The following is a 12,614-nucleotide window of genomic DNA, read 5'->3' as shown; positions in this document are numbered from 1 at the left end:
CGCGGCGCCGGGGTCCGCGAGTCCGGGCGCCCGGCCCGCAGCATTCGCGCCGACAGGCGTGCAGTTCCCCGATCACCGGAAACCATGCGGTAGAGCACGTCGTGCCTCGGAAATGATCCGGTGTGATCGGACTCGATTCGGCAGCGGTCGGCGCGGTCGGTTTGCGATGGGTGTGGGTGGTACGGCATCTTTACAGTAGGTGCGCCGGGAAGTCTGGTCGGCAATCCGGCTCGAATCCCGTCGGGTCGGGTTCGATTGGTGACGGGTACCGACACTTGCTATCTGCCGACAGTTCAGGCTCGACCAACCGACTATTCGGGGCGGGGACTCGATGACGCCATCGCAGCAGCCCCGCCGCCAAGCCCTCACCCGCGGTAGCTGGCCGGAATCGCGGCGTATCGCCTCGGTGCTGCGGCGCGAGACCGTGGGCGGGGTGCTGTTGATCATCGCGGCCGCTGTCGCACTGATCTGGGCGAACACCCCGTGGGCCGACGCCTACGAGGCACTGCGCGAGGTGCACATCGGGCCGTCCGCGCTGCACCTGAACCTGTCGTTGAGCGAATGGGCCGCCGACGGGCTGCTGGCGATCTTCTTCTTCGTGGTCGGTCTGGAACTCAAACGCGAGTTCGTGGCCGGCGACCTGCGTGACCCGCGCCGCGCCGCGCTGCCCGTGGTGGCCGCGGTGGGCGGCATGGTGGTGCCCGCACTGATCTATGTGGTGATCAACCGCGGCGGTCCGGCCGGCACCCTGGACGGCTGGGCCATCCCCACCGCTACCGACATCGCGTTCGCGCTGGCCGTGCTGGCGGTGATCAACACCCACCTGCCCGCCGCGCTGCGCACCTTCCTGCTCACCCTCGCCGTGGTAGACGATCTGCTCGCGGTGACCGTGATCGCGGTGTTCTACACCAGCGAACTGGACCTGCCGTACCTGGCCGCCGCGCTCATCCCGCTGGCCCTGTTCGCCCTGGCCGTGCAGCGGCGGGTCAGTGCGCCGTGGCTGCTGGTGCCGCTGGCGCTGGTCACCTGGTGGCTGGTGCACTCCTCCGGCGTGCACGCCACCGTCGCCGGTGTGCTGCTGGGCTTCACGGTCCCGGTGCTGCTCGGGCGTGGGGAGACCGATGCCGAGCACGGCCTCGCCGAACGGTTCGAGCACCTGATCCGGCCCTTGTCGACCGGATTCGCGGTGCCGGTGTTCGCGTTCTTCGCCGCGGGCGTCACCATCGGCGGGCTCAGCGGGCTCACCGATTCGCTCGGTGACCGCATCACTCTCGGCATCATGGCGGGCCTGGTGGTGGGCAAGCTGGTCGGTATCACCGCCACCACCTGGCTGACCGTGAAACTCACCCGCGCCGAACTCGACGCGGAACTGTCCTGGATCGATGTCAGCGGTGTCGCCCTACTCGGCGGCATCGGGTTCACGGTGTCGCTGCTGGTCGGTGAACTGGCCTTCACCGGCGACGCCCAGGCCGACCATGTGCGCATCGGTGTGCTGTTCGGCACGCTCACCGCGGCGGTGCTGGCCACCGTCGTGCTGCGCGCCCGCAACAGGGTCTACCGAGTGCTGGCCGAGGCCGAGGAACGCGACGACGACGGCGACGGCATCCCCGACGTGTATCAACGCCCGCAGACTCCCAGCTGATGCGGGAACGCCCGCGCACACCCGGTGCGATCGCCAAGCTGGTGCTGTGGCCGTTGGCACTGGTGACCGCCCTCGACATGGTGTTCTACAAGGCGATGCCGGGCCACCACACCAACGACTTCCGGCCCGTCTACAACGCGATCAACGCCTTCTTACGCCACGAACCGGTGTACACCGCGAATCTGACCTCGGTGGATCCGCACTACCTGTACCCGCCGGGCGGCACGCTGCTACTGGCGCCGCTGGGGCTGTTCGACGAGGCGACCGGGCGCACGGTGTTCCTGTTCCTGAACCTGCTCGCGGCGATGCTGGCGGTGTATCTGCTGCTGCGGATGTTCGGCTACACCCTGAAGTCGCCACTCGCGCCGGCCGCCTACTTCGCGCTGTTCCTGTCCGAGGCGCTGGTGAACACCCTCACCTTCGGCAATGTCAACGGGCTGTTCTTCCTGGCCGAAGTGGTGTTCCTGTCGTTGCTGCTGGCCCGGCGGGATGTGGCGGCGGGTGTGGTGCTGGGGTTGACGATCGCGATCAAACCGATCCTGGTGCCGCTGTTGCTGCTGCCCGCGGTGCGCAAACAGTGGTCGACGGTGGCGATCGCGGTGGCGATGCCGGTGGTCACCACCGCCATCGCGTGGCCGCTGGCCGCCGACCCGGCGCACTACTTCGTCCACAACCTGCCCTACAGCCTGCAGGTGCGCGACTACTTCAATTCCTCGATCTCGGGGATGGGCCTCTATCACGGCATCTCCCCCATCGCGACGCTGCTGGTGCGCGGGCTGTTCGCGGTGCTGGTGGCGGTCAGCCTGTGGTTGCTGTACCGGTACTACCGCGATCAGGAACTGTTCTTCGTCACCACCGCCACCGGGGTGCTGCTCACCGCCGAGTTCACGTTGAGTTCGCTGGGCCAGCAGTACTACTCGATGTTCCTGTTCCCGTTCCTGTTCACCGTGGTGCTCAGGAATTCGGTGCTGCGCAACTGGCCGGCCTGGCTGGCGATCTTCGCCTTCGCCAGCTACGAGACCTGGCTGCTGTTCCGCTGGCCGGACATCGGGCGTGACCTGGAGTATTCACGCACCCCGTTCGGCTGGGGGCTGCTGCTGATCGTGGTGTGCTGTGTGCTGGCCGACCGGTACCTGGCGGCCCGGCGACAGGGCCGCCTCGCCGACGGCATCGACCCACCGAGCCTCGCACCCGACTTCCCGCCCCGCGACCGCGACGCCCTCGGCACCGAGCCCGCGCGGGTTACTGGAGTCACCGGATGAACACACCGCTGATGATCGTCGAGGACGACACCCGGGTGCGCGAATCGCTGCGGTTGGCGATGGAGGACGAAGGTTACGTCGTCGCCGAGGCCGAATCCGGCGAACGCGCGCTGGATCAGGTGCACAGCCGTGGCGCACCGGCGGTGATGCTCGTGGACCTGATGCTCGGCGGGATGGACGGATTCAGCTGTATCCGGGAGCTGCGCCGCGACCACGACGTGCCGATCATTGTGGTGAGCGCGCGCGACGACACCCACGACGTGGTCGCCGCGCTCGAGGCCGGCGCCGACGACTTCGTCACCAAGCCGTTCGAGGTGAAGGAACTGAGCGCGCGGATCAGGGCGCTGCGCAGACGGTCGCGCCACACAGTGGAGCGCGAGGGCAGCACCGACATCGTCCTCGACGCGGCGGCGCACCACCGGCTGGTGCTCTCGCCCGAGCGTGGTGCGCTGCGCCTGGACGGCGACGACGTGAACCTCACCGTCACCGAATTCCGGTTGCTGTGCGAACTCGCCCAGCACGACGGCCTGGTACTGAGCCGACAGGTGCTGCTCGACCGGATCTGGGACCGCGGATTCTTCGGCGACGACCGCATCGTCGACGTGCACGTGCGCCGGTTGCGCACCAAGATCGAACGCGACCCCGCCGACCCACGCCTGATCGTCACCGTGCGCGGGCTCGGCTACCGCCTCGACGCGCAGCGCTGATCGCGCGTCAGCCGTTCTCGGCCGTTTCCGGCGGCAGGCGGTCGGCGCCCCAGCTGCGGTGGACGTAGCCGATCACCCGCTGCAGTTCGGCACTGTCCACGGCCGCCAGCTCACCCGGTTCCAGCGGGTCGAAGTGGAAGATGTAGAGGCGCGAGGCGAACTGCTCGAACGGTAGCGACGCCTCGCCGAATCGTTCGCCGTGCCCGGCGGTGCCGACCACGACACCGTCACCCCAGTCCTGGCCGCTGTCGTTGTTGGGGTTGTAGAAGTACACCCGCATCTGCGCCTGCGGGTCGAGGTTCACCCGCAGCACGGTGATGGCGTGCCAGCCGACGAAGCGGGCCGCGCTGTCGGTGACCGCGATCCCGGCCGGCTGCGGGTGGATCACCGGCTGATTGCCGTTGTAGAAGGGGTGGTAGCTGGCGTAGAAGTGGCGCTGGAACTCGTCGAGATCGGTGAGCCGGCCGGTGGCCACGTCGACATTGATGCGGAAACCGCGCCCCGCCCACCAGCCGTGGAACTCGGGGTTGATCCAGCGGTGCGGGTCGCCCTCGCGCCCCACACAGTGACGGCCCATTTCGGCGTAGATGCGATCCAGGTGCGGGACCACCAGCAGCGACACCGGGTCCAGGTCGAGGTGCAAGGGGGCCGAGAGGGCGTCGCCGTTGTCGCGGGAGGAAATCGGCTGCCCTTCGAAGTGCATGACGATCTCGTCGTCGCGCGCCGCCCACACCACCGTCTGGAGCAGGTAGTCGGGGTCGTTGTAAGCCCACATCGACAGGGCCCGCGCCGATTGGCAGGTGGGGTTGTCGCCCTGACCGATCCCCAGTGGCTGGCCCAGCACCGAGAGCACGCCCGACAGCAACCAGGCCCGCGCGTCCGGCGCGGGTCCGAAGACCTGCGCCAGCCGCTGCTGGGAGTGCTCCGACAGACGCAGGGCGAGCTGGCGCCACAGCGCGGGGGCGACCGGCGGCTGGTACAGGATGCCGCGCTCGAGCATCAGGGTGAGCCCGTAGATGCACTGCGCGGTTTCCACGTGCACACCTTGGCCGATCAGGGCGTGCACCAGTTCGTGATAGCAGAGCAGGCTGTCGCGGCCGGTGCTCGACAGGCCCATGGCCTCACCGAGCAGGTACTCACCCTTGCCGAGCAGAAAACGCAGCAGCACCGCGTGATACGGCGAGACCAGGCCGGTGTCGTGCATCGACCGCGCGAAACCCTTTGCCTCGTACTGCAAAGCGTTGTCGTCCATCGATTCCAGCCGGGTGCGGTAGATCTCGACGCCGGGATCTTCCCGGCAGCCCTCGGTGGTGCCGTACAGACTGCTGATCAACCGGTCGGCGCCGAGCCCGCTGGCGCCCAGATCCACATCCGGGTTCGCCCGCGCGACCGCGATCTGGGTGATCATCCGTTTCACCGAATCGACCTGGATCGGCCGCTGGCGCAGGATCCGCCAGATCTCGTCGACCAGGTTCTCCAGCACCTTCTCGTAGCCGACCTCGGCCACGAGATAGTGCAGCAACTCGCGCGAGACCTGCGCCATCCGGCCCTGCTGGGCCCGCTCGGCCTCGGAGGGCGGGGTGAACAGCAGCGTCAGATTGACCGCGAGCACCTGCGACAGATGCTCGCCGGCCTGCTCGGCCGAGATCATCGGATGCGCGTAATCGCCCTTGGCGACCGCGAGCAGCCGCAGATCGCTCACCGCCTCCACCACCACGGTGTCGGCATTGGCGCTGTGCAGCGAACCGGTGCTCAGCGACGGGATGAGGATCTGCGGTTGGGCCCAGTCGGTGCCCAGGAACAGCCCCGCGCTCTCCAGGCTTTCGGCGCGGGCGCGCACCGCCGCGCACCCGCCCGGCAGCAGCAGCACCCGCCGCAGGGCGTCGAGCACCCTGGGCAGCTTCAGCTGCTTGCCGAAAGTGCCTGTGTCCGCGAGGGACCGGGCGGCTTGATCCAACGTCGCCAGACGCCTGTCGAGCGTGGTCGCGTCGTTGCTCTGTGGACTCACTAGCCGATTCTCCCCGTACACCGATACTGTCGCAACTGATCAAATATAGAAATCGAGCTCTTCTTGTCGCTTCAGCAGGTCCCGCAGCTCGTACGGATCCTCGCCGAAGAAATACAGCAGACCCCAGTGGTTGCCGAACGCGGTGCGCTTGGTCACCTTTTCCGCCAATGGCGCGGTGAGCTCGTGGGAGTCGAAGTAATCGTGATCTTCGGTCTCCGGCGGCACCGACAGCTGGCTGACCACCCGGCGGCGCGGATACACACCGAAACATCCCGCGTGGCCGGTGGCATCCACCACTTCCTTCGGGAAGAACGCCGTGATCTCGTCCTCGGTGGTTTTCGGGTCGAACGCCAGCACCAGGGCGTGATAGGCGTTGAAGCCGTAGGTGCGTTCCAGCAGTTCGAACACCTTGAAACCCGGCGGGCGGTAGGCGACCTCGCCGAAATACATCTCGCCGTCGCTGGTGACGAAGTATTCGGGATGGATGAAGCCGAATTCGATGTCGAAGGTCTTGATCAGCTTTTCCACCTGCCGGGTGATCTCGGGGCGGTACTGCTCGAGCTCCGGGGTGGCGGGCACGAACACCGAGTAGCCCAGCGTCACGTACTCCGAGATGTTCAGGAAGCGGATCTGACCGTTGTGCACCCAGGCCTCGACCGCGAACTCCCACCCGTCCAGGTGCGACTCCATGAGCATCGGGAACTCGTCCTGCGGGATCGTGTCGACCTCGTCGGGGGTCCGGATGATGCGGTGCCCGAGGCAACCGGCCTTGTCGAAGGCTTTGAGGTGGATCGGATCGTTGGGATCACCGTCGAGCTTCAGCAGCGTCTGGTTGACGCGCTTGAGGAAGCGGATCACGTCGTCGCGTTCGTGCGCCTCTTCGAAGATGCCGACCCGGATACCACCGAGTTGCGCGCGCCGCTTCATCAGCGACTTGTCACGCAGCAACATGGCCTGGCCGAGCAGGCGCGGATTGTTGAGCAGGACGGAATTGATCGCCCCGGCCCACTCCACGGTCTCCTCGAAGATCGGGATGGCGACGTCGACGCCCATGTCCTGCAGGGTCTCGGCGATCTCCATCGAACGATCGTTGAGCCGTTCGAAGTTCCAGGGGATATAGGGAATGTTGTGCTCAGTACAATAATCTCGGGCCCATTCGGGGGCTACCACGATATAGCGGCGATCGAAACGGTCGATGGCCTCGACCGCGTTCAGGCTCCACCCCAACAGGGCAACATAACCTTTGTTCGGGTTTCGACTTTTCGATTCGTCAGCGGAAATCGACAAACCTTATCCCTTCTCGTCCGACGGCCCCAGAGACCGTCATCAGTGAGAAGTACCCGATCGGAAGGGTTTCAACCATGACCGGGCCGTGACGGCCGCCCACCCCGCGCGTGGCGGGATGGGCGGCCGGGGTCGAAATCCCTAGCGGGACAGGCGGTTGTCGATGGCTTCGATGATCCGCGGCCGCAGTTCGGCGACACTCACGATGGCGTCGACCGAACCCACTTCCACCGCACGCCCGATGTTGTGGATGCGGTCGAATTCGGCGGCCACATCGCCGAGCTTCTCCGCCCGCACCGACGAACGCAGCTCGTCGAGTTCGGCGCTCAGCGTCGCCCGGTCGGTGCCGGCGGCATTGGCCACCCGCGACTCCAGCTCCCGGATGCGCGCATCGGCGGCTGTCCTGGCGTTCACCTCACCGGCGAACACCACCGCGGCCGCGGGCGCACCACCGAGCACCGAGGCGAACGAACCCTCGAGCGCCAGCACGGTCATGTTCGGGTTCAGCGCCTTCGAGAACACCACGAAGGCACCGCCGTGGTAGCGCGAGATCACGCAGAACACGATCGGACCGTCGAAATTGACGATGGCACGCCCGATTTCGGCGCCGTACTCGAGTTGCAGCTTGCGCATCGACTCCGGGGAACCGTCGAAGCCGGACAGGTTCGCCAGCACCACCAGCGGCCGGTTGCCACTGGCGGCATTGATCGCCCGGGCGGCCTTCTTCGACGACCGCGGGAACAGGGTGCCCGCGGTATAGGTGTCGGGTCCGTCGGTGCCCGAGAATCCGCGCCGCGCCACGTTGCGCGACTCGATTCCCAGCAGGCACACCGGGATTCCGCCCAGGTGCGCGTCCTGCACCACGGCGGTCTCGGCGTCGGCCATGCCCGCCCAGCGTTCCAGCACCGGGTGGTCCTGGTCGGCCAGCGCGCGCATCACGGTGCGGATGTCGAAGGGCTTCTTGCGATCCGGGTTCGCGGCCGCGGAGAAGATCTCGCCGACGGTGGCGAAGGTGCTCTCCGCCAGCACATGCGGGAAACCGGAGATGTCACGGTCGACGGGGTCGGCGGTGACGGCCCGGCGCGGTCCCTGCTCACCGGGTGCGACATAGGTGTGCTCGTAGTGCGCCATCAGCACGTCGCGGGCGGCGGGCAGGTTCGGCGCCCAGTACTGGGCCTGCCCGTTGGGGCCCATCACCCGGTCGTAGCCGCCGATGCCGAAGTTGTCCTCGGCCGACACGCCACCGGAGAAGTCCAGCGACTGCTTACCGGTGAGCACCATGGCCGAGTCCGGGGTCATCACCAGCACACCCTTGGTGTGCATGAGCATGGTGGCCTCGGCGTTCCAGTACGGCTGCGCGCCGACATTGATGCCGGCCACCACGATGTTGATCTCGCCGCCGTCCTGGGTGAACTCGACGATCCGCTTGAGCGCGGCCGCCACCCAGTCCATGTTCTCGGTACCCGAGGACATCGAGATACGGGCGCCCGAGGACAGCGCGTACCACTCGAGCGGAACCTGCAGGCGCTCGGCCAGATCGAGAGCGGCGATCACGCGGCGGCATTCCGGTTCCGACAGCGCGCCCAGCGACTTGGTGGGGTCGCCGAGCAACAGCACGCGGGTGACACCCTCCGGGTGACCGGTGGTGACGGTGCGGACCACACCGGCGACGATCGCGGCGGTGTTGCGGCCCTTGGGCCGGCCCACCGGGACCAGCGTGTGCGTGTCGTCGAGGTCGTACTCGGTGAAATCGCCCAGCAGCCGGGTCAATTCGTAGGGGTAGACGGTGTTGCGGGCCGCGGCGCGCAGCACCTTCTGCCGGTATTCGTCCAGTGGCTCCACCGGGTCGTCGGTCAGTTCGCCGACGGTCACCTCCGACCCACCGGTCGGGCGGAAGGCGATGCGCACCCCCACCTTGTTCAGCTCGCCGGTCTGTGGATCACGCTGACGCGCGATGAGCAGGATCTCCTCGAGCCCGGCACCGGCCGCCGTCGGCAGCACGTGCCCGCCGATGGTTTCCAGTTCGGCACTGGTGACATCGATCGGCGGCCAGATGTACATCACGATGCGGTTGGTGTTGAGCCGCTTGGCCGAGGGCAGCCGGGACTGGGCGCGGCGGATCGAGTCCACGCAGGTGGCGATGGTGGCCTCGGCGGTGGGCAGCGCCACCAGCCTGCCGTCCTGTTCGCGCAGCGCCGCCAGGTCACGCACCTGAGCGAAGGCGATGAGCCGGTCGTCGGAGGGGTTCTCCTTGGCTACACAGCGGAACAGGTAGACCTCTTCGTCCGAGGACGACAACCGGGTGAGGTCGAACTTGCGCAACCGCTCCATCTGCATGCGCTGCGCGATGTAGGGGTGCAGGCCGCGGATCAGGCGTTCTTCGGCCATGCCCGTGGCCGAGGGGCGGAAGGTGAAGTGGTGGTGCATCACCGCGCCGCCGCTGCCGGCGACCGCGGCGGTGATGCGGTGCACCTGGTGGGGCAGCGGGTGCGCGCCGAGCACGTCGGCCAGGGCGGCGGCCATCGCGTCGAAGTCCTCGGGCTGATCTTCCCAGCTGAGGTAGATGTCGGCGTCGATGGACACTGCGCCGTCGGCCAGTTCGGCCAGTCCGTCCAGGGTGGCCCCGAGCCGGTCGAAGCTCACCGCGGCCGAGACCAGGCTCGACCCGTCGCGCTCGGCGACGACGAAGGTGGCGCCACCGACCAGCTCGGTGTGCACCCCGGTGACGCCCTTGTTGCCGTAGTAGCGGCGGGTGAGGACCTCGAGCATGGCGGTGTTGTCGGGCTTGCCGCGTTCGAGCCGCTGGCCGAGCAGGCGCACCAGCGGTTCGGTGCTGCGGACCATGTCGGCGATGCGGGTGGCGCGGTCGGCCGCGTCGGGATGTGTGTCGAGGTGGCTCAGGTGCTTGCGGACGTTGGTGTAGACGCGGGCACGGTTGCGGCGCAGCAGCGGCTGGCCGTACCAGGCGTAGACCAGGCCACGGGTGAGGTCGGCGATCACCGGGAACCGCACCTGAGTGGCCGCGACGAGGCGCTCGAGCGCCAGGCCGACGGGTTCGCGCAGTACCTGGTCGGGCATCGGCTCGGTGAGCCATTCGCGCAGCAACGTGGTGATGACCGCGACCGTGTCGGCCGGGCGCTGCTGGGCCAGGAACACCCGGAAGACCGCGGCTTCCAGATCCGGCGAACGGTCCAGTTCGGTGACACCGTAATGCCCGAGCGCGGCGGCGAGCTTGGCCTGGTACGCCTCGGGCAGCCCGGCCACCTCCACGTCCAGGCTCTGCAGGTAGGTGTGGAAGTACTCGCGGGGGCTGTGCACGTGCCCCTGGGCGCTGTCGTCCTCGGCGGGACGGTTGTGGCTCAGTTCGGCCAGGTCGGCGAAGACCTGCACCAGTTCGAGTTCCTCGCCCAGCGGCCGCACGTTGTCGGCGACCGATGCGGTGCGGGCGGCGACGTAGTCGTCGAGCACGCGGCGATTGTCGTGCGGGTCCACGTCGAAGCCGAGCAGCAGACTGCGCAGGTCCTGCAGGCCGCGCGCCATCCGCTCGTGGGCGCGCCGGGGGGTGGGCTCACTGGGCAGGTCGAGTTCGACGGTGCCGGTGGCGGCGGTCTCGACGGCGTCGTCGTCGGCCAGTGGTTCCAGGCGCAGCAGCGGCGCGCCGGTCTCCACCTGCGTGCCGACCGACACCGCGCATTCCTTCAGCCGGGCCCGGAACGGCGCGCGCAGCACCGTCTCCATCTTCATGCTCTCCAGCACCAGTACCGGCGCGCCCGCCTCGACCTCGGCGCCGACTTCCAGCGGTGTGCCGACGACCAGCGCGGGCGCGGGCGAGCGGACGACACCGCCCTCGTCGCGGCTGATCCGGTGGGTCACACCGTCGACATCGACCACATGGGTGGGACCGTGGGTGCCGGTGATCAGGCGGTACCTGGTCCCGTTGACCACGATCTGACCGGTGTGGCGATCGAAACGTTCCAGATCGACGTCGGCGGTGCGCAGTTCGCCGCCCGCCTCGATGCCGACCCGGAAGCGATGCGCGCCGATGCGCGCCACCCGCACGCGGTAGCTCGCCCCGCGCAGCTTCAGGTCCAGTGGTCGACCGCTCTGGTGCTGCACCTGCGGGCGACCACCGGAGGCGGTCGAGAACAGCCGGTGCCGTTCGGCCCGCTCGTCCTCCTCGTAGGCGTCGATCGCGGCGACCGCCAGCGCGACGGTGGAGTGCCGGTGGGTCACCAACCGGCCTTCGCCACGGACGCGGTCGATCCAGCCGGTGTCGGCGCTGGCGTCGATCACCTCGGGCTGATCGAGCAGGTCGAGCACGAAGCTCTTGTTGGTCGCGCCGCCTTCGATGACGACCCGGGTCTGGGCCATCGCCCGGCGCAGGCGACCGAGTGCCTCGTCGCGGTCGCGGCCGTAGGCGATGATCTTGGCGATCATGGAGTCGAAGTCGGCGGGAATGGTGTCGCCCTCGCTGACACCGGTGTCGACGCGGATCCCGGGACCGGCGGGCAGGTCCAGTCGCACGATGCGCCCGGGGGCGGGGGCGAAGTCGCGGTCGGGGTCTTCGGCGTTGAGCCGGGCCTCGATGGCGTGGCCGCGCTCGGCCGGCGGGGCACCGTCGAGCTTGCGGCCGGACGCGACGTGCAGCTGGGCGTGTACGAGGTCGAAGCCGGTGGTGCACTCGGTGATCGGGTGTTCCACCTGCAGCCGGGTGTTGACCTCGAGGAAGGCGAACAGCTGGTCGCCGGGGTGGTAGAGGAACTCGACGGTGGCCGCACCGCAGTAACCCACCGCGACGGCCAGCCGCTCGGCCGAGGCCTTGAGTTCGGCCGTCTGTTCGGGGCTCAGCACCGGTGAGGCGGATTCCTCGATGACCTTCTGGTTGCGCCGCTGCACCGAGCAGTCGCGCACACCCAGCGCCCACGCGGTGCCCTGCCCGTCGGCGATCACCTGCACCTCGACGTGGCGAGCGCCGGTGACCAGTCGTTCCAGGAACACCACACCGCTGCCGAAGGCGCGGGCGGCCTCCTGCTTGGTGCGCTCGTAGGCATCGACGAGTTCGGATTCGTCGGTGATCACGCGGATGCCGCGACCGCCACCACCGGCGGTGGCCTTGAGCATCAGTGGGTAGCCGATCTCGGTCGCGGCGGCCACCGCATCCTCGACGGTCTCGACCGAGCCGCGGCTCCACGGGGCCACCGGCACGCCGACTTCCTCGGCGATCAGCTTGGCGCCGATCTTGTCGCCCAGCTGGCGCATGGCCTCGGCGCTCGGGCCGATGAAGGTGATGCCGATCTGCTCGCACAGTTCGGCGAACGCGGGATCCTCGGCGACGAAACCCCACCCGACCCAGGCCGCGTCGGCCTTGGTGTGCACCAGCGCCTTCTCCAGCGCCTTGAGATCGAGGTACGGCCGGGCCGCCGCCGGGCCCAGGTCGTAGGCGATGTCGGCTTCGCGCACGAAGGTGGCTGTGCGGTCCACGTCGGTGTACAGCGCGACGGTTTCGATCGGTAGCCCCGTGGCCGCCGCGAGATCACGGACGGCATGGATGAGCCGCATGGCGGCTTCACCTCTGTTCACGATGGCGATACGGCTGAACACTCGCCGACTCCTTCCATTTCCCGAGGACCTGTCCCGGACGGGTGAGATTGCGAAATACGCGATTGCTCGCAGTCTGCACTCTTGCGCCTCGTATGTGTACCGTGCGCGCG

6 protein-coding genes are annotated in these 12,614 nt (G+C 68.2%); 3 read left to right on the top strand and 3 right to left on the bottom strand.

Annotated features, from left to right (window positions below; all coding sequences use genetic code 11):
* Positions 1 to 331 precede the first annotated feature (331 nt).
* The 3 genes from nhaA to ACFO5K_RS22435 are packed head-to-tail and all read left to right on the top strand — an operon-like array spanning position 332 to position 3,611.
* Positions 332 to 1,642, top strand: a complete 1,311-nt coding sequence (gene nhaA, locus ACFO5K_RS22445) for a Na+/H+ antiporter NhaA (RefSeq protein ID WP_378566460.1) — start codon at positions 332 to 334, stop codon at positions 1,640 to 1,642.
* Entirely contained in the window at positions 1,642 to 2,904 is a 1,263-nt protein-coding gene (locus ACFO5K_RS22440; protein WP_378566457.1) for a glycosyltransferase family 87 protein, read from the top strand. The genes nhaA and ACFO5K_RS22440 overlap by 1 nt, the downstream gene beginning before the upstream one ends.
* A complete protein-coding gene (locus tag ACFO5K_RS22435; RefSeq protein ID WP_378566453.1) occupies positions 2,901 to 3,611 on the top strand; it encodes a response regulator transcription factor in 711 nt (236 codons plus the stop codon). Before ACFO5K_RS22440 ends, ACFO5K_RS22435 begins: the two co-directional genes overlap by 4 nt.
* Positions 3,612 to 3,618: 7 nt before the next feature.
* On the opposite strand, the gene ACFO5K_RS22430 is transcribed toward ACFO5K_RS22435, so the two are convergent.
* The 3 genes from ACFO5K_RS22430 to ACFO5K_RS22420 all read right to left on the bottom strand — a co-directional run bounded on the left by ACFO5K_RS22430 (position 3,619) and on the right by ACFO5K_RS22420 (position 12,504).
* Positions 3,619 to 5,619, bottom strand: coding sequence for a hypothetical protein (locus ACFO5K_RS22430; protein ID WP_378566450.1), 2,001 nt, complete (start codon positions 5,617 to 5,619; stop codon positions 3,619 to 3,621).
* Between the two features lie 39 nt (positions 5,620 to 5,658).
* The gene (locus ACFO5K_RS22425) at positions 5,659 to 6,699 is read right to left on the bottom strand and encodes an ATP-grasp domain-containing protein (RefSeq protein ID WP_378566930.1); all 1,041 of its coding nucleotides are present in this window, start codon (positions 6,697 to 6,699) and stop codon (positions 5,659 to 5,661) included.
* A 345-nt stretch (positions 6,700 to 7,044) separates the two neighbouring features.
* Positions 7,045 to 12,504 (bottom strand): ATP-binding protein, encoded by a 5,460-nt coding sequence (locus ACFO5K_RS22420; RefSeq protein ID WP_378566447.1) that lies wholly within the window; start codon positions 12,502 to 12,504, stop codon positions 7,045 to 7,047.
* Between the last annotated feature and the right edge of the window lie 110 nt (positions 12,505 to 12,614).

Source organism: Nocardia halotolerans (assembly GCF_042650145.1).
GTDB lineage: Bacteria > Actinomycetota > Actinomycetes > Mycobacteriales > Mycobacteriaceae > Nocardia > Nocardia halotolerans.
The sequence above is the reverse complement of the archived record's forward strand: the minus strand, read 5'-3'. Positions and strand labels throughout refer to the sequence as shown.